This is a genomic window from Nonomuraea sp. NPDC050643 (assembly GCF_040654715.1).
In the GTDB taxonomy this organism is placed as follows: Bacteria; Actinomycetota; Actinomycetes; order Streptosporangiales; family Streptosporangiaceae; genus Nonomuraea.
In genome coordinates this window covers 41,611-63,085 of record NZ_JBFAIM010000023.1, presented here as the reverse complement: position 1 = coordinate 63,085, position 21,475 = coordinate 41,611, and the positions used below count along the sequence as shown (strand labels likewise).

Genomic DNA, 21,475 nt, shown 5'->3' with positions numbered 1-21,475 from the left:
AAAAGTTGGTGGGTCGCCGGTTCACGGCTGTCAGCGCCCAGCGCGGCGCGCCGGGCTCACGCCACCATCGCCGCCAGGAGCTTGCCCCAGATGACGATCGTCTTGGTGTGCCGGCCGCGGGCGCACTCGTCGACCACGACCTCGTCGCCGATTCGCCGGGTCCTGCGGATGAAGTGCTGGCCACCGCTCTGGCAGAGCTCGTAGTAGGTCGGCTGGCAGTCGCACGTGTAGTCCCGGACGCGCGCCTTCATACCGCCCGGCCCCAGGGGCTCCCAGGTGAGCTTCTCGCAACCGGGGCCGGGGACCGGCACGTGGGGCGAGTGGTGCCGGTGGTGATCGGGCATCTGCGGCATGTACTCCATGGCGAAACGATAACTCTGGTCGTCTGCTCTTGTCTGCTTGTAGCAATCACTCTGTCTATTTAGACAGCACGATATGAGAGTTCTTGCCCGGCTTGGCCTATGTTGCCTACGTGCTCGATTACGAAGGCGACACCCACATCTACCTCCAGATCGCCGACATCCTCCGGCGCCGGGTCTCCGGGCTCGCGTCCGGGCAGCCGGTGCCGAGCGAGGCCGACATCCAGCAGGAGTTCGGGGTCGCCCGGACCACGGCCCGGCGCGCGATCCACGTGCTGCGGGAGGAGGGGCTCATCTACACCGTTCAGGGAGAGGGAGCCTTCGTCGGACCGGCGTCGGGTGCGCCTCGGCAGAAGCGGAAAGTACCGCTCTACCAGCAGATCGCCACAGACCTCATCGATCAGATCAAGGCGGGCACATTCCAGCCGCGACGCCCCATACCGGGCGAGACAGCGCTGGTCGCCCAGCACGGTGTCGCGCGTGAGACGGTACGGCGGGCCATGGCGCTGCTGCGTGAGCAAGGGTGGATCTACACCGTCGCGCAGCGCGGCAGTTATGTCTCCCCGAAGGAGTCGTGGCCCCAGGATTGAGCTCCGCGCCCGGTGCGGTGGGTGGTCAGCCGCCGGTGGTGAAGGCGGAGTGCCGGGCCTTGGCCTCGGGCTCCGTGAGCAGGGGGCGGGCCGCCAGCCAGGCAGCCGCGCCCGCCGCGTCGCCGGCCGTCGTGACCGTCTCGCCGCCCAGCAGCTCGGTCACCGCCCGCCGCACCGGCCCGTCGCTGGTCAGCACGCTTCCGGCGAGCACCACGGGGCCGGACACGTGCACCCGCCGCAGGGTCGCCACCAGCCGGTCGGCGGCCTCGTGCACGATCTTGACGGCGGTCGGGTCGCCCGCCGTCGCGGCCTGGCTGACCAGTGAGGACAGCGCGGCCAGGCGCATGTGGTCGGCCTGGGAGAGGCGCACGATGCGGTCGGCGGCGGCGCGCGGAGTGGCGGGGCGCTCGGTTCCGAGGAAGTGCTCCCCGACGAGCGCCGCCAACTCGCCGCCACTCGCCCAGGAGCCGTCACGAGCGGCCGCGGCCGGTGTGCCCGGTGACGCCGCGGCCGGTGCGCTCGGTGACGCCGCGGCCGGCATATCCGGTGACGCCTTGGTCAGGGTGCTCGGTGACAGGGCCGTCACCGGCAGTCCACGGTCGAGGGCTTCGACCACCGCCTTCACCGCGCGGCGTCCGATCCAGAAGCCGGAGCCCGCGTCGCCGAGCAGCCAGCCCAGGCCGTCGGCGATCACGCTCAGCTCGTATCCGACCACCTGGGCCGCCACCGCCCCCGTGCCGGACAGCAGCAGCGACCCGTCGGGTTCGGCGGTGCCGGCGGCGTAGGCGATGGTCACGTCGCCCGCGTAGTGCGGCCCTTCGGCGATGCCGTGTGCGGCCCAGACCTTCGCCAGCTCGGGCACCATCTCCGGGACGTGCCCCGCGACCCCCGCCAGCGACGCGGCGACCCGCCCGCCGTCAAGAGGGCCGAGCGCCTCCTCGAGCGCGGTCGCGACCGCCGTCACCGCCTTGGCCAGCCCGTGGGCGGTCGGATTGCCGGCTCCGGCCCGCGCGTAGCCCACCCGGGTGCCGTCGAGCGTGTGGACGGCGACGCGCGTGGAGGTGGCACCGGCGTCGACACCGACGACTAGCGATTGAGTCACGGTCCGAGTCTGGGGGTTGACGTGACACCGAAGCAAGAATAATTTTCGCCAGAAGACCGAGTATTCGGAAGGAATATTCGTGACTTCAGGAGCGCTCGGGCGCGTCGAGACAGAACTACCCGGTTTGCCGGAGGCATTGCGCAGGGTCGGCGAGGTGATTCTCGGGGATCCGGCCGAAGCCGCGCGGTCGACCATCATCGCGCTGGCCGAACGGGCGGGTAGCTCGCCCGCGACCGTGACCAGGTTCTGCCGGGCGTTCGGTTTCTCCGGCTACGCCGAGCTGCGCGTGGCCCTGGCCACCGAGACCGGCCGGGCGGCCCAGGCGGGCTGGGGCGCGGGCGTGGGGCACGAGATCGGCCCCGACGACCCGCTCGACTCGGCCATCGAGGTGATGGCCGCCGCCGATGCCCGGCTGATCCAGGACACCGCCGCCCAGCTCGACCTCGACGTCGTGGCGCGGGTGGCCGACGCCATCGTGGCCGCCCCGCGCGTGCTCCTCGTCGGCGTCTCCACCAGTGGGAACGTCGCCACGATGTTCGAGGGGCGGCTGCGCCGCATCGGCATCCCCGGCTGGAGCGCGGGCGACGCGCACGTGGCGCTGTCGGAGGCGGCGCTGCTCAAGGCGGGCGACGTGGCCATCGGCATCAGCCATCGGGGCCGTACACGTGAGGTCATGGAGGCGCTGGCGGAGGCGGGCAGCCACGGCGCCCTGACGGCCGCCGTCACCTCCTTCGCCCGCTCCCCGCTGGCGGAGCTGGCCGACCTGGTGCTGACCACCGCCAGCAGGGAGACGACGTTCCGGCTCGGTGGGCTGGCCGCCGTCCACTCGCAGCTCTTCGTGCTGGACGCCGTGTACGTGGCCGTCGCCCAGCGCACCTACGAGCGGACCAACGAGGCGTTCGAGCGCACGATCAGCGCCGTGGAGAGCCATCGGGTGGAGAGAGGCTGAATGACGTACGCATCCAAGGTCCTCGATCTGGCACGCCAGGTCGCCGAGAACCAGGCCGGCCCGGTACGCGAGGCCGCCGCGCTGCTCGTGGCCTCGATCAGGGCCGGTGGGCTGGTCAACGCGTTCGGGTCGGGGCATTCCGAGGCCATCGCCATGGAGATCGCCGGCCGGGCGGGCGGCCTCGTCCCCAGCAACCGCCTCACCCCCCGGGACCTCGTCCTGTACGGCGGCCGACCGGCCACAGTGCTCACCCCCGAACTGGAACGGGATCCGGCCGTCGCGCACCAGATCTACGACCTGGCGCCGGTGGAGCCCGAGGACGTGTTCGTGCTCGTGTCCAGCTCCGGAGTGAACGGCACGGTCGTCGAGCTGGCCAGGCTCGTCAAGGACCGCGGCCACCCGCTGATCGCGATCACGTCGGTCGAGCACAGCACCAGGATGACCTCCAGGCACCCGTCGGGCGGCAAGCTGCTCGACCTGGCCGACGTCGTCCTCGACAACGGCGCGCCGTACGGGGACGCGATCCTCGACCTGCCCGGCGGAGGCAGCTACGGTGCGGTTTCCACGATCACCTCCGCGCTGCTCGCGCAGATGGTGGTCACCGAGGCGGTGGACGAGCTCGTGGCGCTCGGCGAGACGCCTCCCCTTTACCTGTCGGTGAACGTGACCGGCGGCGATGAGCACAACAAAGCCCTGGAGAGCCGCTACGCGGGGCGTCTCAGGCGCGGAACATGAATAGTCAGGAGTAGCCATAATGCCTTCCACCCCCCATATCAGCAGGCGCGAACTTCTCCGGGGCGCGGCGCTCGTGCCCGTGGCAGGAGCGCTGGCCGCGTGTGCCACACCGGCCGCGCCACCGGCCGCCTCCAGTTCGGCGGCGCCGGTCGCGACCAGCGCGGCCAACCCGTTCGGCGTGGCGGCCGACAAGCCGCTCGAGGTCTGGATCTTCGACGGCGGCTTCGGCCAGGACTACGCCAAGAACATCCACCAGCCCCTGTTCAAGACGAAATATCCGAACGTCGAGGTCAAGCACAACGCGACCAAGGAGATCACCAAGGTCCTGCAGCCGCGCTTCGCCGGCGGCAACCCGCCCGACGTGATCGACAACTCCGGCGCCAACGCCATGGACTTCGGCGCGCTGGCCCAGGACAGCCAGCTCCAGGACCTGACCCCACTGCTCGACGCCCCGAGCTGGGACGACCCCAACGTCAAGATCAGGGACACCCTCGACCAGGCCGTCATCGAGATCGGCACCTACGACGGCAAGTTCTCCGTGCTCGGCTACGTCAACTACATCTTCGGCATCTGGTACTCGCAGAAGGTGTTCCGCGAGAACGGCTGGGAGGTCCCGAAGACCTGGGACGAGTTCCTCAAGCTCAACGACACGATCAAGAAGTCCGGCAAGATGGCGCCGTTCACCTACGCCGGGAAGTTCCCCCAGTACCTCTACGAGCCGCTGCTGACCATGGCCGCGAAGATCGGCGGCAACGAGGTGCTGGTCAACATCGACAACCTGGAGGACGGCGCCTGGACCACCGAGGCCATGAAGACCTCGGCCACGGCCTGGGCGGAGATCGGCGCGAAATACCTCATGGAGGGCACCGCCGGCCTCGACCACGTCCAGACCCAGACCGCCCAGAACAAGTACAAGGTGGCCATGCTGCCGTCGGGCTCCTGGCTGGAGAACGAGCAGAAGACGACCACCCCGGCCGACTTCGAGTACGGCATGTTCCCGCTCCCCGACTTCACCGGCTCCGACAAGCTGCCGTACGGCACCCTGCACACCTCGCCCGGCGAGAACTTCATCGTCCCGGCCAAGGGCGCCAACCCGCAGGGCGGCATGGAGTACCTGCGGGCCATGCTGTCGAAGAAGGCGGCCGGTGAGTTCAGCGAGATGGTCAAGACGGTGTCCGTGGTCAAGGGCGCGGGCGAGGGCCGCCAGCTCTCGCCGGGCGCGGCCAGCGCGTCGAAGGCCGTGACGGACGCGGGCGCGAACACCGTGACCTACCGCTGGCAGACCTGGTACGCCCAGATGAAGGACGAGGCCATCGCCGCCACCGGTGAGCTGATGACCGGCGGCCTGAAGCCGGAGGCGTACCTGGAGCGCCTGCAGAAGAAGTCCGACGAGATCAAGAACGACTCCTCGATCAAGAAGTACAAGCGCTAATGACCTTCAACAGGTATCGCCGCGGGCTGTTCATCACCTCGTTCCTGGCAGCCCCGGTGATTCTCTACCTGGTGTACGTGATCGCCCCGTACCTCCAGGCGTTCTACATCGCGATGACGGACTGGCGGGGCGTCACGGCCACGCCGAACTTCATCGGGCTGGACAACTTCGTCCGGCTGTTCGGCGACACCGCCTTCTGGAAGGCCGTCACCCACAACGCCGCCCTGCTGGTGTTGCTGCCGGTGATCACGATCGTCATCGCCCTGTTCTTCGCCTTCCTGCTCAACGTGGGCGGCGCGTCGGGCGTGTCGGGGATCCGCGGGTCGAAGTTCTACCGGGTGGTGTTCTTCTTCCCGCAGGTCCTGGCCGTCGCGGTGGTGGCGGTGCTGTTCCAGCAGGTGTTCAGGCCGGACGGCAGCGGCATGCTCAACGGCCCGCTGATGGCGCTCGGGATGAGCCCGATCGGGTTCCTGTCGAACCCCGACGTGGCGTTCTGGTCGGTGCTCGGGGTCATGGTGTGGCAGGCGGTCGGCTTCTACGTCGTGCTGTTCTCGGCGGGGCTGGCCAGCATCCCGAAGGACATGTTCGAGGCCGCGCAGATCGACGGGGCGGGCCGGCTCAGCCTGTTCTTCCGGGTCACGCTGCCGCTGCTCTGGGACACCATCCAGGTGGCCTGGGTCTATCTGGGCATCCTGGCCCTGGACGTCTTCGCGATCGTCTGGGTGATGACCCTCCAGCGCGGCGGCCCTGACAGGTCCACCACGGTCATGGCCGCCGAGATCTACCGCAACGCCTTCGAATACTTCCGCTTCGGCTACGCCTCGGCCCTGGGCGTGGTGATGTTCTTCTTCACCGTCGGCTTCGCGATCCTGTCGCTGCGTCTGTCCCGGCGCGAACGAATCGAGTACTGATGACAACGATGATCTCGTGGACGGCGGCGAACTCGCGCAAGATCGCCCGCCAGGAGCGGAGGCGGCGGCTCGGCCCGCTGGGCGTGCTGACGCACATCGCCCTGGTCGTCTGGACGCTCCTCGTGATGGTCCCGATCCTGTGGACGTTCCTGGCGTCGGTCAAGAGCGAGGACGAGATCTTCGGCTCCGCCTGGTCGCTGCCGGCCTCGCTGCGCTGGGACAACTTCGCCAGGGCGTGGGATCAGGCCAACATCGGCCAGTACATGCTCAACAGCGTCGTCGTGGTGGCGTTCAGCACGTTCGGGACCATGCTCATCGGGTCGATGGCGGCGTACGTGCTGGCCCGCTATCCCTTTCGCGGCAACCGGGCCGTCTACCTGCTGTTCGTGTCGGGCCTGGCCTTCCCGGTCTATCTGGCGCTGACCCCGCTGTTCTTCGTGGTCCAGAACATGGGCAACGTGCCGGTCGTCGGGCCGTTCATCGGCCTGAACACGCACGCGGGCCTGGTGCTGGTCTACATCGCGTACTCGATGCCCTTCACCGTCTTCTTCCTGTCGGCCTTCTTCCGGACGCTGCCGACGGCGGTGGGGGAGGCGGCGATGGTGGACGGCGCCTCGCACACGCGCGTGTTCTTCCAGATCATGCTGCCGATGGCGCGGCCCGGCATCATCAGCATCACGATCTTCAACGTGCTGGGCCAGTGGAACCAGTACCAGTTGCCCCTGGTGCTGCTGCAGGACCGGGAGAAGTGGGTGCTCACGCAGGGCATCGCCGACATCTCCTCGGCAGCCGGCTACGACCAGGACTGGTCGGCCATGTTCGCCGCCCTGACCCTGGCCATCTTGCCCATGCTGATCGTGTACACGGTCTTCCAGCGGCAGATCCAGTCCGGCCTGACTTCCGGGGCGCTGAAATAGTCCCCATACTGCTGAGATGACAGGCGACATCCAAGCCTTACTGTCCCACCACTTACCCGGATACCAGGTTCGCACCGTCTACCGCCTCGGCCACGGCCTGGACAACACGGTCTACGAGGTCAACGAGGAACTGCTGGTACGCCGCCGCCGGGCGGCCGACCCCGAGGCCAACCGGCAGGAGGTCGCCCGCCTGGCGGCCGTCGCGGAGCTGTCCCCGCTGCCGGTTCCCGAGGTGCTGTTCGCCGACGACGAGTCGGGCGTGATCGCGTACCGCAAGCTCGAAGGGGAGCCGCTGCACCGCAACCCCGTCGTCGACCCCGCCCGGCTGGCCGAGCCGATGGGCCGCTTCCTCAGCGCGATCCACGGCGCCGCGCCGGAGCGCATGCGCGAGGTGGCGCCTCTCGACCGTTACCCGGCGCCGACGCTGCTGCAGGACGCCGAACTCGACTACCGTGACGTCGAGCGGCACGTGCCCGTGGACCAGCGCCCCCTGGTGGAGCGCTTCCTGCGCGCCCTGCCGCCGGACGAGCCGCGCTCGCTGCGGTTCTGCCACAACGACCTGGGCGCCGAGCACGTGCTGGTGGACACGGAGTCGAGCACGATCACCGGCGTCATCGACTGGAGCGACGCCGCGATCACCGACCCGGCCCACGACTTCGCCCTGATCTACCGGGACCTGGGCCCGGAGATCTTCGAGCTGACCGTGTCCCACTACGCGCTCGGCCTGGGCGAGGAGGACCGGGACAGGGTGCGCTTCTACGCCCGCTGCGCCCTCATCGAGGACCTCGCGTACGGCCTGAGCACCGGCCCCCGCCACTACGCCGACGCCGCGCTCGCCCACCTGGCCTGGACGTTCTCGTAGAAAACGGCTCGCCATCCGCGGGCGTGATCTGCTTGGCTGCCTGCCATGACGTCGCTATGGGTGGGCGAGCGCGTGCGCCTGCGCGCCAGGGAACCCGAGGACTGGGAGGCGTTCCTGGCCTTCGAGGAAGACTCCGACGCGGTCAGGAGCGGCTGGCGGCGCAGGAGTCACTACGCGAACGGCCGCTACCACGACGAGGTCCTCTTCGGCATGACGATGGAGGAGTACACCGGACGTCACGGCTGAAGCTCGGCCCGCAGCCTGCGCGTGGCGGCGACCACGTTCGCCAGCGACGCCTCCACCTGCTCGTACGTGCGCGTCTTCAGCCCGCAGTCCGGGTTGACCCAGACCCGCTCGACCGGCAGCGCCCGCAGCGTCCTGCGCAGCAGCTCCTCGACCTCCTGCGCCCCCGGCACCCGCGGCGAGTGGATGTCGTAGACGCCCGGCCCGAGCCCGCGCCCGAACGCCTCCACCGCCCCCAGGATCCGCGCCCCGGAGCGGGCGGACTCGATCGTGGTCACGTCGGCGTCCAGGTCGTCGATGGCGGTCAGGATCTGGTCGGCGTCGGAGTAGCACAGATGCGTGTGGATCTGCGTGCGGTCACCGGCCCCCGACGTGGCCCGCCGGTACGCCGCCACCGCCCACTCCAGATAGTCGGCCTGCGCCGCCCGCCGCAGCGGCAGCAGCTCGCGCAGCGCGGGCTCGTCCACCTGGATGATCGACACCCCGGCCGCCTCCAGGTCGCGCACCTCGTCCCTGACCGCGCCGGCCACCTGGAACACCACGTCCCGCAGCGGCAGGTCGTCGCGGACGAACGACCAGGCCACGATCGTGACGGGGCCGGTGAGCATGCCCTTGACCGGCCGGTCCGTGAGCGACTGGGCGTAGGCGGCCCACCGTACGGTGATCGGGGCCGGCCTGCTCACGTCGCCGTGCAGGATCGGCGGGCGGGTGCAGCGCGAGCCGTACGACTGCACCCAGCCGTTCGCGGTGACGGCGAACCCGTCGAGGTGCTCGGCGAAGTACTGCACCATGTCGTTGCGCTCGGGTTCCCCGTGCACGAGCACGTCCAGCCCGAGGCGTTCCTGGAGCCGGACGACCCGCTCGATCTCGGCCTCGACCCGCCGCTCGTAGCCCGCCGGCGACAGCGTGCCCGCCGTCACCGCCGCGCGGGCCGCGCGCAGCTCGCCGGTCTGCGGGAACGACCCGATCGTGGTGATCGGCAGCGCGGGCAGCCGCAGGTGCTCGGCCTGCGCCGCGGCGCGCACCGCGTACGGGCTGCGTCCCTCGGCGACCACCGGCCCCGCCAGAGCCACCGACGGCCCGGCCGGCGCGGGCCCCGGGAACTCGGCCGCCGCGAGCGCCACCACCTCGGCCACCTTCTGCTCCGCGAACGCCAGCCGCTCCTTGAGCGCCGGGTCCAGCCCGGTCTCGGCCTCGACGTCGTAGGGCACGTGCAGCAGCGAGCACGACGTGCTCACCGTCACCCGCGAGGCCCGTACGGAGGCCAGCGCGGCCAGCGCCCGCTCGGGCGAGGTCCGCCACACGTCCCGCCCGGACACCACGCCCGCGACCACGGTCTTCCCCGTCAGGTCGACGGCCGGGACGCCGCCGCGCACCAGGTCGATCCCGATGGCCTCCACCGGCGTCCCGGCCAGCACCGGCAGCGACTCCCCGAGATCGCCGAAGTAGGACGCCACGAACAGCGCCGGTCGCGCGCGGAGGGCTCCGAGCCGCTCGTAGGCGGTCCTGACGGCCGCCAGCTCCTCCGGCGTCCGGTCGCCCACCAGCGCCGGCTCGTCGAGCTGCACCCACGCGACGCCCTCGGCGGCCAGCGCGGCGAGCAGTTCCTCGTAGCAGGCCAGCACGTCGTCCAGCCGCTCCAGCGCCGAGCCCAGCAGCAGGAACGTCACCGGCCCCACCACCACGGGACGCGTCTCGAACCCCAGCGCCCGCGCCTCCCGCACCTCGGCCAGCGGCTTGCCCGCGTCCAGCTTGAACACGGTGTCCGGGCCGATCTCCGGGACGATGTAGTGGTAGTTCGTGTCGAACCACTTGGTCATCCGCAGCGGCGCGAGCCCTTCGGTGCCCCTGGCCATCGCGAAATAGGGGTCGTCGGCGTCGCGGTAGCGCGACGGGATCGCCCCGAGCAGCACGGCCGTGTCCAGCACCTGGTCGTACAGCGAGAAGGTGTTCGACGGCAGCCCTTCGAGGCCGAGCTCGGCCAGCCGGCGCCAGGTCCGCTCCCGCAGCTCGGCGCCCGCCCGGTCGAGGTCCGCCCGGCTCGACCGCCCGTCCCAGTACGACTCCAGCGCCCGCTTCAGCTCCCGGCGCGGCCCGATCCGCGGATATCCGAGCACGGTGGACGTGGGGAAAGAGGACATTTCTTCGGCTCCCTCAGCAGTGGATCAGTCGCCGGCATCCTGCCGGGCAAGCCGCGCATCGTGCACCATGTATTGGTGCTGCTTATGCTTCGGGAGATCCACTGTTTTACCAAGGTCGCGGGCCGCCTCAGCTTCTCGGCCGCCGCCGCCGACCTGGGGATGTCCCAGCCCGCCATGAGCCAGGCCATCAACCGCCTCGAACGCGCGACCGGGGTCCGGCTCTTCGACCGCACCGCCCGCGAGGTACGGCTCACGGCGGAGGGCAAGGCGCTGCTGGCGTACGCGGAGCAGGTGATCGAGTCGGCGGCGGCGTTCACCGCGGAGGCCGGCCGGCTGGCCCGGCCGACCATTCACCTGGCTTATCCACCGATCGTCGGAGCGCTGGCGGCGCGGATCGTCAGACGCCTGGCCGGCCGCACGCCCGCCATCGGGGTGGAGCTGCGGGTGGCCGGGCGCGGCGCGGCGGCTCGGGCGCTGGCCGACGGCGAGGTGTCGGCGGCGATCCTGTCCACGCCGGCGCCCGCGCGGTTCGTCACGGCGGCCAGGTTCCACGTCACGGTCGACCATCTGGCCGTGCCCGCCGGGCACCGGCTGGAGTCGATGCCCAAGGTCACCGCGGCGGAGCTGGGCGGGCACCTGCTGCTCACACCAGGCAACCGGCCCTGGCCCGGGCTGCCGGGCCGCTCGCGGCTGGTCGCCGACGACGACTTCGCCGCCGCGATCGACCTGGTGGCCGCGGGCGCGGGGCTGCTGCCGATCCCGCAACTCCTGGTCAGGACCATCCGGCGCGACGACGTGCGCTTCGTGCCGCTGGAGGCGGGCGACCTGCGCATCACCTACGCCCTGGCCTGGTCGAAGGAGCGGGTGACGCCCGAGTTGATGGCCCTGGTGCAGGCCGTGCAGGACGCCCTGTGGACTAGGTGACCGGCAGGTTCTTCAGGGCCTCGCGCCGGCTCAGGCCCGAGATGCCCTTGGCCTTGACGTAGCGGACCACCTCGGCGGAGTTGGTCTTGGCGTATTCGCGTAACGCCCAGCCGATCGCCTTGCGCGCGAAGAAGTCGTTGTCGGACAGGCTCGGCTCGATGCACGCGTACAGCAGCGCGGTGTCGGTGCGGGCCTTGAACCGGTTCTGGCAGAGGATCGCCGTGCGGCGCTTCCACAGGTCGTCGTCGTGCGCCCACTCCAGCATGAGCGGCCGCATCGAGTCGGGGTAGGTCGCCAGCAGGCCGCCGACCCGGTGTGTGGCCAGCTCGTCCACCAGGTCCCACCAGGCGCCGGAGACGATCATCTCCTCGTACATGGGGACCGTGTAGAGGGTCTGGAACTCCCGGTAGCGGTGGTTTCCGGACAGTTCGATGGCGGCGTAGCGCTCCTCGCGGTATTCCGCCTCCCGCCACAGGGTCAGCACCGCCCGCCGCCACTCGGGCGCGCTCCCGAGCCGGTGCTCGGCGAACACCCGGCGCAGCGCCGCCCGCCTGGGCACGGCCTGGACGCCCAGGAAGGGCATCGCGGACTTCATGTACGCCCGCATCGTCTCGGCCTTGCCGGGCTCGGCCACCTCCTGCAGTGCCAGCCGCACCGCCTTGCCGAGGCTCATCCCTTTTGCGTGGTGCGCTCGCCCGTGGCGAGCCCGTCGAAGAGCACGGTGATGTAGTGCTCGGCCAGACCGGCCGTGTTGAGCCGGCCACCGGGGCGGAACCAGCGCACCGCCACCCAGATCGTGTCGCGGATCATCCGGTAGGTGAGCTTCGGGTCCACGTCGGACCTGAACAGCCCGGCCGCCTGACCCGCCTTGATCTGCGACACCCAGATCTGCTCGACCTCGTCCTCGGCCTTGACGAGGTAGTTGAACCGCTCGAACTGACGCAGGTAGTTCCAGTCGTTCTGCATCACCGTGATGGCGGCGCGGTGCGGCTCGAGCGTGCCGAAGCCGATGCGGACCATCTCGGACAGCACGGTGCGGGCGTCGGCGGTGGTGTCGAGCGCGGCCCGGTAGCGGGCGATGAGGTCGTCGAGGAAGGTGGACAGCACCTCGTCGACGATCGTCTCCTTGGAGTCGAAGTGGTGGTAGAGACTTCCTGAGAGGATGCCCGCCTCGTCGGCGATCTCGCGTACGGTCGTGGCCTGGAAGCCCTTGCGCGCGAAGAGCTCCGCGGCGAGCTTGACGAGGTGGTCACGGCGCTCGGACGCGGACCCCGATGAGCCGGCGCGCTGGCGCTTACCCGGGGTGGTGGTAGTGCCGGAGTTCTTTCGCGTGGTCACGACACCATTATGGCCCTCAGACAATCGCTTGTTCGCCTAACTGGCCCAGCTCATACGGCATTCCCGTGTAGACCAAGCGCTTGCTACGATGCCGGGATGAGTGAGGCGTACATCGTCGGCGCCGTCCGCACCCCCGTCGGGCGCAGGAACGGCGGCCTGGCCGCGGCCCATCCCGCCGATCTCGGCGCGCACGTGCTCAAGGAGCTGATGGAGCGCTCCGGGGCCGATCCCTCGGCCGTCGAGGACGTGATCTTCGGCTGCGTGGACACGATCGGGCCGCAGGCCGGGGACGTCGCGCGTACCTGCTGGCTGGCGGCCGGGCTGCCCGAGGAGGTGCCGGGCGTCACGGTCGACCGCCAGTGCGGCTCCGCGCAGCAGGCGCTGCACTTCGCCGCCCAGGCCGTGATGTCGGGGACGAGCGACCTCGTGGTGGCCGGGGGAGTGCAGAACATGAGCATGATCCCCATCTCGTCCGCCATGCTCGCGGGCCGCGCGCTCGGGCACGAGAGCCCCTTCGCGGGCTCCAAGGGCTGGGCCGAGCGGTACGGCACGCGGGAGGTCTCCCAGTTCGCCGGGGCCGAGATGATCGCCGCCAAGTGGGGCCTGTCGCGGGAGGAGATGGAGCGGTACGCGTACGAGTCGCACCGGCGGGCGCTGCACGCCATCGACGCCGGATATTTCCGGCGCGAGATCGCCCCCTACGAAGGCGCCGCCACCGACGAGGGCCCCCGCAGGGACACCACGCCCGAGAAGATGGCCACGCTCAAGCCCCTGGCCGAAGGCGGGCGGCTGACCGCCGCCCTGGCCTCGCAGATCTCCGACGGAGCCGCCGCCCTGCTCATCGCCTCGCCCCGCGCCGTGGAGGAGCACGGCCTGACCCCGCGCGCCCGTGTGCACCACCTGTCGGCGCGCGGCGCCGACCCGATCATGATGCTGTCCGCCCCGATCCCCGCCACCGCGCACGCGCTCGGCATGACCGGCATGTCCATCGAGGACTTCGACGCGATCGAGATCAACGAGGCGTTCGCCTCCGTCGTGCTGGCCTGGATCCAGGAGACCGGCGCCGACCCGGCCAAGGTCAACCCCAACGGCGGCGCCATCGCGCTCGGCCACCCGCTCGGCGCGACCGGCGCCGTGCTGGCCGTCAAGCTGCTGCACGAGCTCGAGCGGACCGGCGGCAGGTACGGCCTGCAGACCATGTGCGAGGGCGGAGGACAGGCGAACGTCACCGTCATCGAGCGACTCGATCCCCCCGCCCCTGCGTCACCATGAAGGTATGGCGAACCCGTTCACTCTGGGCGTCGCGTCCGGTGAGCCGCTGCCCGACGGGGTGATGCTCTGGACCCGATTAGCCGTAGACCCCTTGAGCACCGACCCCAAGCGCCCGGGAGGCATGGCGCCGAGAGCCGTCGAGGTGAGCTGGCAGCTCGCCGAGGACGAGCGCTTCACGCAGGGGCTGCGCCAGGGCACCATCCAGGCGCTGCCGGTCTGGGGGCACAGCGTGCACGTCAGGGTCGCCGGGCTGCGGGCGGGCACCGACTACTTCTACCGGTTCAGGGCGAGCGGCGGGCAGAGCCCCGTCGGGCGCACCAGGACCGCCCCCGACCCGGCCTCGTCGCGGCCCGTGCGGTTCGCGGTGGCCAACTGCCAGCGGTACGAGCACGGCTACTACACCGCCTACCGGCATCTGGCGGACGAGCGGCCCGACGTGGTCTTCCACGTGGGGGACTACATCTACGAGTCGCGCCAGGCCGCCGGCGTCGTGCGCGCGCTGGGGCCGCTGCCGGGGGAGACGAGCCGGCTGCACGAATACCGGCAGCGTTACGCCCGCTACAAGACCGACCCCGACCTGCAGGCCGCGCACGCCGCCGCGCCGTGGGTGCCGACCTGGGACGATCACGAGGTGCTCGACAACTACCGGGGCAAGGGCGACGGGTCGGCCGCGTTCCTGCGCCGCCGGGGGGCCGCCTACCAGGCGTACTACGAGAACCAGCCGGTCCGGGTCCGGCCCGAGGACGGCAACCTGCAGATGTACCGCAGGCGGACGTACGGGACCGTGGCCGACTTCATGGTGCTCGACGTGCGCCAGCACCGTGACGTCACCACCATGCTGGGGCCCACGCAGGAGCAGTGGCTGCTGTCCCGCCTGGTCATCAGCCCGGTCAAGTGGCGCGTGCTGATGCAGCCGCTGTTCTTCGCCCGCCGGGTCGTCCCCGGCGACAACCCCGGCGTACGCCGTGACTCCTGGGACGGCCACCCGGCCGAGCGCGCCCGCATCCTGGCGCTCAACGTGCCGGGACTGGTCGTGTTCAGCGGTGATGTGCACAACGCCTGGGCGGGGGAGCTGAAGTCCGACTTCGCGGACCCCGGCTCGGCCACGGTCGGGGTGGAGTTCGTGGGCAGCTCGATCAGCAGCCGCCCCCCGGAGACGGACGGGCCGGCCGTGCTCGCCCGCAATCCGCACCTGAAGTTCTTCGACCCCCGCCGGGGCTACCTGTCGTGCACGGCGAGCGCCGAGGAGCTGCGGGTGGCGTTCCGTGCGGTGGACTTCGTGGACAGGAGGGGGGCTCCCCTGTTGACCGTGGGAGAGCTCGTCACCAAAGGGAGTGGGCTGACGTTAGAAAACACCTCTAGCAAATAAGAAACTTTCCTATTAGATTTCGGGTCATGCCCCTGAGCGGTGACCTGCTTCACCTCGCCGACGCCGTACTCTTCCCCGGTTTCACCGGACACACCCCTCCCGACTGGCTCCGGCGCCGGCTCGGCGACGGGCTGGCCGGCGTGGTGCTGTTCTCCCGCAACATCGCGGACCCCGCCCAGGTGGCCCGGCTCACCGCCGCGCTGCGCGCGGAGAATCCCTCGGTGCTGATCGGCACCGACGAGGAGTCCGGCGAGGTCACGCGCCTGGAGGTGGCCACCGGCAGCAGCCGTCCCGGCGGGTACGCGCTCGGCGTCGTGGACGACGTGGCCCTGACCGAGTCCCTGGCCCGGGACCTCGGCGGGGAGCTGGCCAGGGCGGGCGTCACGATCGACTTCGCCCCCTCGGCCGACGTGAACTCCAACCCGGACAACCCGGTCATCGGCCTGCGGGCCTTCGGCGCCGACCCGGCGCTGGTCTCCCGGCACACCCGGGCGTTCGTCCGCGGCCTGCAGTCGGCCGGGGTGGCGGCCTGCGTCAAGCACTTCCCCGGGCACGGGGACACCTCGGTCGACTCCCACCACGGGGTGCCGGTGATGGCCGAGCAGGGGATCAGGGAGGCGCTGGTCCCTTTCCGCGCGGCGATCGAGGAGGGGGTCAAGGCGGTCATGACCGGCCACCTCCTCGTGCCGTCGTACGACGCCGAGCGGCCCGCCACCCTCAGCCCCAAGGTGCTCACGGGCCTGCTGCGGGAGGAACTGGGCTTCGACGGCATGATCATCACTGACGGCATCGAGATGGCGGCGGTGTCGGAGGTGTACGGGATCGGCGGCGCCTCGGCCCGCGCCATCGCCGCCGGCGCGGACGCGATCTGCGTGGGCGGTGAGCACGCCGACGAGGCCACCGCCGCCGGAATCCGCGACGCGATCGCCACGGCCGTCACCGAAGGACTGCTGCCCGAGGAACGCCTGGCCGACGCCGCTCGCAGGGTCCGCGAGCTGGCCACCTGGACCGTCTCCTCGGGCAGCCCCGCACCTCCGGCCCCCGTACCCCCGGCCCTCGTGGCCGGCCCCGCGACCGCGCCGGCCGGCCTGGACCTCATGAGGACGTCGGCGGCGGGGGCGGGAGCCGCCGCGAACGGTCACATCGGGCTGGTCGCCGCCCGCCGGGCGGTCCGCGTCACCCGCCGCTCCACCGCGCCCGTCCTCCCCCTCGCCGCGCCCCCGCACGTCGTTGAGCTCACCCCGCAGATGAACCTGGCCATCGACAGGAACACCCCATGGGGAGTGGGCGAACCCCTCACCCGGCTCCTCCCCGGCACCACCACCACCCGGCTGGCGGCCGGAGAGGCCACGGGGGCCGTCCTGGAGCGCCTCATCAGCCGCGCGACGGGCCGCCCGATGGTCGTGGTGGTCAGGGACGTACACCGGTACGCCTGGCAGTCGGAGGCCCTCAGGCACCTGCTGAGCGCCCGCCCCGACGCCGTGGTGGTGGAGATGGGCCTGCCCGCCCGCTCGGACCTGGGCGCCGTCCACATCGCCACGTACGGCGCCGCCAGGGTCTGCGGGCAGGCGGCGGCGGAGGTGCTGACGGGTAGCCTTTGATCGTGAACTTCGACGGCGAGGACCTCTCACACAAAGCCCTGTCCGACCGGCTCCCGTCCGGGGAGACGCACGTCTTCCGGGAGTGCGACCTGACGGAGGCCGACCTCTGGGGCGCGCCGCTGGCCGGCGCCCGGTTCGAGTCGTGCGTCCTGGAGCAGGCCGATTTCCGCAAGGCCGACCTCGACGGCGCGGTGTTCACGGGCGGGGGCGGGATGCGCATCCGCTTCAACGACGCCGACCTCATCGACGTGACGTTCACGGACACGGACCTGTCCTCGGCCCAGTTCGGCGGCGCGCTCCTGACGGACGTGTCCTTCACGGGGTGCCGCATGATCGGCGCGGCCCTCAGCTCGTCCCGGGGCACCGGCTTCAAGGTCGCCCGCTCCAACCTGACCCTGGCCAACCTCGGCGGCTGCTCACTGAGGGGCGAGCACCTGGAGGGCGTCCGCTTCGACGACGCCGACCTGTCGGGCTGCGACTTCACGGAGGCGGTGCTGACCGACTGCCGCCTCATCGGGACACGCCTGCTCAACACGAAGTTCGCCAAGGCCGACCTGCGCGGCGCCGACCTCGGCCAGCCCGACGACAACAAACTCCGGGCCTTCACGGGCGCCATCATCAACCAGACCCAGGCCAACGCCATCCTGGCCGCCCGTGGCATAACCGTCCTCTGACCCGCCCCACCCTCGGGTTCTCAGGGTGGCGGCAGGCGGGCCAGGGTGGACTCGGCCTCGCCCATGATCCGCTCGATCAGCTCCCCGCACGACGGCAGGTCGTCGAGCACCCCCACCACCTGCCCCGACGCCATCACCCCGAGGTCCACCCGGCCCTCCACCATGGCCGCCCGCAGCAGCACGGGGGTGTTGGCCGCCTGCAGCACCTGGGCCCAGGTCAGCTCGCGCCCCCGCCGCATCCGCCGCCCCTCCCGGAGCATCTCGCCCCACGACAGCCCCGACAGCCGCTTGAACCGGGCCCCGTTCACCACCGCCCGCACCAGCCGCGACCGTTCTAGCGAGGTCACGAAGGGGGTGCTGAGGACCCGGTGCGGCACCCCGTCCACCTTCCTGGTCACCACGGTCTCCCGCGCCGCCAGGTAGAACTTCTTCACCTCGTCGGGCACCGGAGAGTCGCTGGTCAGCAGGAACCGCGTCCCCATGGCGATCCCGCACGCCCCGTACGCCAGCGCCGCCACCAGCCCGCGCCCGTCGAAGAACCCCCCGGCGGCGATCACCGGGATGTCCACCGCATCCACCACCTGCGGCAGCAGCAGCGTGGTCGCCACCGGACCGGTGTGCCCGCCCCCTTCGCCACCCTGGACGATCACCGCGTCCACGCCCCACCCCGCCACCTTCTCCGCGTGCCGCCGGGCGCCCACCGACGGGATCGTCACCACCCCGGCGTCCCGCAGCCTGGCGATCAGTTCCCGGCGCGGCGCCAGGGCGAACGACGCCACCCGCACCCCCTCCCGGACCAGCACCTCCACCCGCTCGGCCGCGTCGTCGGCGTCGGCGCGGATGTTCACCCCGAACGGCGCGTCCGTACGCTCCTTGACCCGCCGGATGGCCGCCTCCATCTCGGTCACCGACATGGTCGCGGCCCCGATCACGCCCAGCCCGCCCGCCTGGGAGGTGGCCGCCGCCAGCCGGGCGCCGGCGACGTACCCCATGCCGGTCTGCACGATCGGATGGCGGCACCCGATCAGCGAGGTCAGCGCGGTTCTCACGCCGCGACCTCCCGGTCGCGCAGGCGGCCGGGGTCGAGGCGGGCGAGGAGGGCGAGCTCCTCGGGGGTCGGTTCGCGGGTTTGGGGGACGTCTCCGGACAGGTCGCTGAGGGGGAACCCCGTCGCCGCCACCACCTCGTCCACCGACACCCCCGGATGCACGGACACCAGCCGCATCGTCCCGTCCTCCGTTCGGAAGTCCAGCACGGCCAGATCCGTCACCACCCGCCGCAGCTCGAAGGCTCCCCGATCGGTCCCCAGCCCGCTGACCATGTCCACCTCGCGCACGAACACCCGGGTCGAGTGCCGGGGGATCCAGTAGCTGGTCGGATCGCACCGCGTGTTGCCGGGCGCCCCGCGCACGCCGAGGAGCTGGGCCTTGGGCCGGGCCCAGTCGCCGATGCAGGAGATGTTCGTGTTGCCGTACCGGTCGATCTGGCCGGCGCCGAGCATGGCGTGCCGGCGCCCGTTCAGCACCAGCCACAGGTGTTCCCTGAACGGCAGCCAGCCCTCCACCACCTCGGGCGCCTGTCCCAGCGCGGGCACGTCCCCGGTGAGCAGGCAGACGCCGTCGTGCGTGAGCAGATCGGGCTCGAACGTCAGGCGCGCGAGCCGCGCCGCCAGCACCGTGACCGGCCCGCCGATCCCGGCCGCGAGGATCTCCCCGTCGCCCCTGAACGCCTCCGCGCACGCCACCACGCAGACATCGGCCCTGCTCACCGCGACTCCTCCACATAACGCCGCTGCGCGGCCTCGTCGCGCCCGTAGTCCGGCTCGCACGAGGTGAAGCCCGCCCCGCCCGGCGCCTCCACCACGCCCGCCACCATCGAGCGGCTGATCAGCAACGACTGGACCGGCCCCTCCTTGAGCAGGTCGGCCGTGTCCACCACCCGCTCGCACGAGACGTAGCACCGCCCGGCCGCCTTGGCGTACAGGTCGTCGAAGAACGGGTCCGGCCCCAGGTACTGGGCGTTGCCCCGGGCGTCGGCCCGGTTCAGGTGCACCAGCGCCACGTCCAGGTTCAGGGCCGGCACCGCGACCAGCTCCTCCCCGTCCCCGTACGGCGACCGCACCGTCCGCAGCCCAGGATTGACCCGCAGCACGTCCGACCCCAGCCCCGCCCGCGTCGGCAGGAACGGCAGCCGGTGCGCCGCCGCCAGCAGCCCGAACATGAACATGCCCTCGTCGTACTCGACGAACTCGATCCGCCCGGCCTGCCGGGCCCGCCGGAAGTTGGGCTCCAGGGGGATGGTGTCGAGCGTGACGAACGGGGCCACGACCGTGCGCACCTTCCCGGCCGCGCAGAGCAGGCCGACGTCCGGCCCGCCGTACGAGACGATCGTGAGGTCGGTGACGGGGGCGCGGAGGAGGGCGTGGACGAGGGTCATCGGCTTGCGCCGCGAGCCCCAGCCGCCGATCCCGACCGTCATCCCGCTCTCCACCGAAGCGGCCACGTCCTCGGCCGTCATCACCTTGCTCACGTGAACTTCTCCCGGTGCCGGTCGCCGATGCCCATCAGGTTCAGCTCGAAGGTGAAGCCCTGCTCGAAGCGGTAGCTGCGGTGCACGTCGACGGGGTCGATGCCGTTGAGGGACTCCTTGGCCCGGCGGATGACGTACGGGTCCTTGCTCGCGATCTGCTCCGCCACCTCCATGGCCGCGTCCCGCAGCTTGTCGCGCGGCACCACCTCCAGCACGGACCCGAACGCGTGCAGCTCCGCCGCCGTCACGTTCCGGCACGTGTACACCATGGCCCGCATGAGCTGCTGCGGCACCAGCCTGGCCAGATGCGTGGCCGCCCCGAGCGCGCCCCGGTCCACCTCCGGCAGCCCGAAGTAGGCGTCCTCGCTCGCCACCACCACGTCCGCGTTCCCGGCCAGCCCGACGCCGCCGCCCAGGCAGTGGCCGTGCACCGCCGCGATCACCGGCACCGCGCACTCGTAGACCGCCGCGAACGCCGCGTAACACGCCCGGTTGGCCCCGACCAGCGCCGTGAACCCCTCGTCCGCCCGCATCTCCTTGATGTCGACCCCGGCGTTGAACCCCCGGCCCTCGGCCCGCAGCACGACCACCCTGGTGGCGGGGGAGTCCCCGGCCGCCCGTACGGCCCGTGCCAGCTCCTCCCAGCCCCGCACGGTCAGCGCGTTCACGGGAGGCACGTCCACGACGACCTCGGCCACCGGCCCGTCCCGTAGCGTGATGCCCATTCGGCTCCCTAGTTGCACCTAACGCTTGCTTGGTACGGTAGCACCCGTGACCGTGACTTACGACTACACGGGCAAGGCCGTCCTGGTGACCGGCGGCACCAGGGGCATCGGCGCCGGCATCGCCAGGGCCTTCCACGACGCTGGCGCGGAGGTGACCGTCTGCGCGCGCACCCCGCCCGAGGAGACGGCCTTCCGGTTCGTCCAGGCCGACGTCCGCGTGCCCGGCGACGTCGAACGGCTGATCGGCGGGTTCGGCCGGCTCGACGTCGTCGTCAACAACGCGGGCGGCTCACCGCCGGCGGCGCTCGCGGGCACCTCGCCCCGCCTGCACGCCCGCGTCATCGAGCTCAACCTGACGGCCCCGCTGCTGGTCTCGCAGGCCGCGTACCCGCTGCTCGCCGCCGTCCAGGGGGCCGTGGTGATGATCGGCAGCTCCAGCGGCGCCCGCCCCTCGCCCGGCACCTCCGCGTACGGCGCCGCCAAGGCCGGCCTGCACCACCTGGCCCGCTGCCTGGCCGCCGAATGGGCCCCCGGCGTGCGGGTCAACACCGTGGTCGTCGGCCTGGCCGCCACGCAGGACGCCGCCGCCCACTACGGCGGCCGGCGGGACCTGGACGGCAAGGCCATCCCCGCCGGCCGGATGGCGACGCCCGCCGACGTGGCCGCGGCGTGCCTGTGGCTGGCCGCCCCCGGTTACGTGACCGGCGCCGAGGTGAGGGTGGACGGTGGCGGCGAGGTTCCGGCCTGGCGGCATCTGGTCGCGGACGACATTTCCTGATATCTCTGCTTGATCCTTCCGGGA

The 21,475-nt window shown here is 71.4% G+C and carries 23 protein-coding genes; 14 read left to right on the top strand and 9 right to left on the bottom strand.

Annotated elements, in window-relative coordinates; genetic code table 11:
• Nucleotides 1-56 precede the first annotated feature (56 nt).
• A complete protein-coding gene (locus AB0I15_RS29615; RefSeq protein ID WP_358102252.1) occupies nucleotides 57-362 on the bottom strand; it encodes a hypothetical protein in 306 nt (101 codons plus the stop codon).
• A 110-nt stretch (nucleotides 363-472) separates the two neighbouring features.
• Here AB0I15_RS29615 and AB0I15_RS29610 point away from each other — a divergent pair, with 110 nt between their 5' ends.
• Nucleotides 473-949, top strand: coding sequence for a winged helix-turn-helix domain-containing protein (locus AB0I15_RS29610; protein WP_358102250.1), 477 nt, complete (start codon nucleotides 473-475; stop codon nucleotides 947-949).
• Between the two features lie 25 nt (nucleotides 950-974).
• Here AB0I15_RS29610 and AB0I15_RS29605 read toward each other — a convergent pair whose 3' ends face one another.
• On the bottom strand, nucleotides 975-2,051 hold the full coding sequence (locus tag AB0I15_RS29605; RefSeq protein WP_358102248.1) for a BadF/BadG/BcrA/BcrD ATPase family protein: 1,077 nt from the start codon (nucleotides 2,049-2,051) through the stop codon (nucleotides 975-977).
• Nucleotides 2,052-2,130: 79 nt separating this feature from the next.
• On the opposite strand from AB0I15_RS29605, the gene AB0I15_RS29600 reads away from it, so the two are divergent.
• The 7 genes from AB0I15_RS29600 to AB0I15_RS29570 are packed head-to-tail and all read left to right on the top strand — an operon-like array spanning nucleotide 2,131 to nucleotide 8,103.
• Nucleotides 2,131-3,000, top strand: coding sequence for a MurR/RpiR family transcriptional regulator (locus AB0I15_RS29600; RefSeq protein WP_358102246.1), 870 nt, complete (start codon nucleotides 2,131-2,133; stop codon nucleotides 2,998-3,000).
• Nucleotides 3,001-3,735 carry an SIS domain-containing protein gene (locus AB0I15_RS29595; RefSeq protein WP_358102244.1) on the top strand — a complete coding sequence of 245 codons (735 nt, stop codon included), beginning with the start codon at nucleotides 3,001-3,003 and terminating at the stop codon, nucleotides 3,733-3,735.
• Nucleotides 3,736-3,754: 19 nt separating this feature from the next.
• Nucleotides 3,755-5,167, top strand: coding sequence for an N-acetylglucosamine/diacetylchitobiose ABC transporter substrate-binding protein (gene ngcE, locus AB0I15_RS29590; RefSeq protein ID WP_358102242.1), 1,413 nt, complete (start codon nucleotides 3,755-3,757; stop codon nucleotides 5,165-5,167).
• The gene (locus AB0I15_RS29585; protein ID WP_358102240.1) at nucleotides 5,167-6,078 is read left to right on the top strand and encodes a sugar ABC transporter permease; all 912 of its coding nucleotides are present in this window, start codon (nucleotides 5,167-5,169) and stop codon (nucleotides 6,076-6,078) included. The genes ngcE and AB0I15_RS29585 overlap by 1 nt, the downstream gene beginning before the upstream one ends.
• Nucleotides 6,078-6,995, top strand: coding sequence for a carbohydrate ABC transporter permease (locus AB0I15_RS29580; protein ID WP_358102238.1), 918 nt, complete (start codon nucleotides 6,078-6,080; stop codon nucleotides 6,993-6,995). Before AB0I15_RS29585 ends, AB0I15_RS29580 begins: the two co-directional genes overlap by 1 nt.
• A gap of 16 nt (nucleotides 6,996-7,011) precedes the next feature.
• Nucleotides 7,012-7,857, top strand: a complete 846-nt coding sequence (locus AB0I15_RS29575; RefSeq protein WP_358102236.1) for an aminoglycoside phosphotransferase family protein — start codon at nucleotides 7,012-7,014, stop codon at nucleotides 7,855-7,857.
• A 45-nt stretch (nucleotides 7,858-7,902) separates the two neighbouring features.
• The gene (locus AB0I15_RS29570) at nucleotides 7,903-8,103 is read left to right on the top strand and encodes a hypothetical protein (RefSeq protein ID WP_358102235.1); all 201 of its coding nucleotides are present in this window, start codon (nucleotides 7,903-7,905) and stop codon (nucleotides 8,101-8,103) included.
• On the opposite strand, the gene metE is transcribed toward AB0I15_RS29570, so the two are convergent.
• Nucleotides 8,094-10,241, bottom strand: coding sequence for a 5-methyltetrahydropteroyltriglutamate--homocysteine S-methyltransferase (metE, locus tag AB0I15_RS29565; RefSeq protein WP_358102233.1), 2,148 nt, complete (start codon nucleotides 10,239-10,241; stop codon nucleotides 8,094-8,096). The genes AB0I15_RS29570 and metE overlap by 10 nt on opposite strands.
• An 84-nt stretch (nucleotides 10,242-10,325) precedes the next feature.
• Between metE and AB0I15_RS29560 the strand changes: the two genes are divergently transcribed.
• On the top strand, nucleotides 10,326-11,165 hold the full coding sequence (locus AB0I15_RS29560) for a LysR family transcriptional regulator (RefSeq protein WP_358102407.1): 840 nt from the start codon (nucleotides 10,326-10,328) through the stop codon (nucleotides 11,163-11,165).
• On the opposite strand, the gene AB0I15_RS29555 is transcribed toward AB0I15_RS29560, so the two are convergent.
• Together AB0I15_RS29555 and AB0I15_RS29550 are read right to left on the bottom strand one after the other, a co-directional pair.
• The gene (locus tag AB0I15_RS29555; protein WP_358102231.1) at nucleotides 11,158-11,838 is read right to left on the bottom strand and encodes a DNA alkylation repair protein; all 681 of its coding nucleotides are present in this window, start codon (nucleotides 11,836-11,838) and stop codon (nucleotides 11,158-11,160) included. The two genes, AB0I15_RS29560 and AB0I15_RS29555, sit on opposite strands and share 8 nt — an antisense overlap.
• Complete coding sequence (locus AB0I15_RS29550; RefSeq protein ID WP_358102229.1) at nucleotides 11,835-12,503, bottom strand: TetR/AcrR family transcriptional regulator; 669 nt, start codon at nucleotides 12,501-12,503, stop codon at nucleotides 11,835-11,837. Before AB0I15_RS29550 ends, AB0I15_RS29555 begins: the two co-directional genes overlap by 4 nt.
• Nucleotides 12,504-12,599: 96 nt before the next feature.
• On the opposite strand from AB0I15_RS29550, the gene AB0I15_RS29545 reads away from it, so the two are divergent.
• Genes AB0I15_RS29545 through AB0I15_RS29530 form a run of 4 tightly spaced genes read left to right on the top strand, consistent with a single transcriptional unit; the run spans nucleotide 12,600 to nucleotide 17,419 of the window.
• Nucleotides 12,600-13,775, top strand: coding sequence for an acetyl-CoA C-acetyltransferase (locus tag AB0I15_RS29545; RefSeq protein WP_358102227.1), 1,176 nt, complete (start codon nucleotides 12,600-12,602; stop codon nucleotides 13,773-13,775).
• A 4-nt stretch (nucleotides 13,776-13,779) separates the two neighbouring features.
• On the top strand, nucleotides 13,780-15,144 hold the full coding sequence (locus tag AB0I15_RS29540; RefSeq protein ID WP_358102226.1) for an alkaline phosphatase D family protein: 1,365 nt from the start codon (nucleotides 13,780-13,782) through the stop codon (nucleotides 15,142-15,144).
• Between the two features lie 26 nt (nucleotides 15,145-15,170).
• Nucleotides 15,171-16,745: a glycoside hydrolase family 3 N-terminal domain-containing protein gene (locus AB0I15_RS29535; protein WP_358102224.1), complete on the top strand. Its 1,575-nt coding sequence runs from the start codon at nucleotides 15,171-15,173 to the stop codon at nucleotides 16,743-16,745.
• A 2-nt stretch (nucleotides 16,746-16,747) separates the two neighbouring features.
• Nucleotides 16,748-17,419, top strand: coding sequence for a pentapeptide repeat-containing protein (locus AB0I15_RS29530; protein ID WP_358102222.1), 672 nt, complete (start codon nucleotides 16,748-16,750; stop codon nucleotides 17,417-17,419).
• Nucleotides 17,420-17,439: 20 nt separating this feature from the next.
• Here AB0I15_RS29530 and AB0I15_RS29525 read toward each other — a convergent pair whose 3' ends face one another.
• Genes AB0I15_RS29525 through AB0I15_RS29510 form a run of 4 tightly spaced genes read right to left on the bottom strand, consistent with a single transcriptional unit; the run spans nucleotide 17,440 to nucleotide 20,673 of the window.
• Nucleotides 17,440-18,468 (bottom strand): nitronate monooxygenase, encoded by a 1,029-nt coding sequence (locus AB0I15_RS29525; protein ID WP_358102220.1) that lies wholly within the window; start codon nucleotides 18,466-18,468, stop codon nucleotides 17,440-17,442.
• Nucleotides 18,465-19,187, bottom strand: coding sequence for a CoA-transferase (locus AB0I15_RS29520; RefSeq protein WP_358102218.1), 723 nt, complete (start codon nucleotides 19,185-19,187; stop codon nucleotides 18,465-18,467). Before AB0I15_RS29520 ends, AB0I15_RS29525 begins: the two co-directional genes overlap by 4 nt.
• Complete coding sequence (locus AB0I15_RS29515) at nucleotides 19,184-19,936, bottom strand: CoA-transferase (RefSeq protein ID WP_358102405.1); 753 nt, start codon at nucleotides 19,934-19,936, stop codon at nucleotides 19,184-19,186. The genes AB0I15_RS29520 and AB0I15_RS29515 overlap by 4 nt, the downstream gene beginning before the upstream one ends.
• An 8-nt stretch (nucleotides 19,937-19,944) precedes the next feature.
• Complete coding sequence (locus AB0I15_RS29510; protein WP_358102216.1) at nucleotides 19,945-20,673, bottom strand: enoyl-CoA hydratase family protein; 729 nt, start codon at nucleotides 20,671-20,673, stop codon at nucleotides 19,945-19,947.
• Nucleotides 20,674-20,719: 46 nt separating this feature from the next.
• Here AB0I15_RS29510 and AB0I15_RS29505 point away from each other — a divergent pair, with 46 nt between their 5' ends.
• On the top strand, nucleotides 20,720-21,451 hold the full coding sequence (locus tag AB0I15_RS29505; RefSeq protein ID WP_358102214.1) for an SDR family oxidoreductase: 732 nt from the start codon (nucleotides 20,720-20,722) through the stop codon (nucleotides 21,449-21,451).
• The last annotated feature ends 24 nt before the right edge of the window (nucleotides 21,452-21,475 follow it).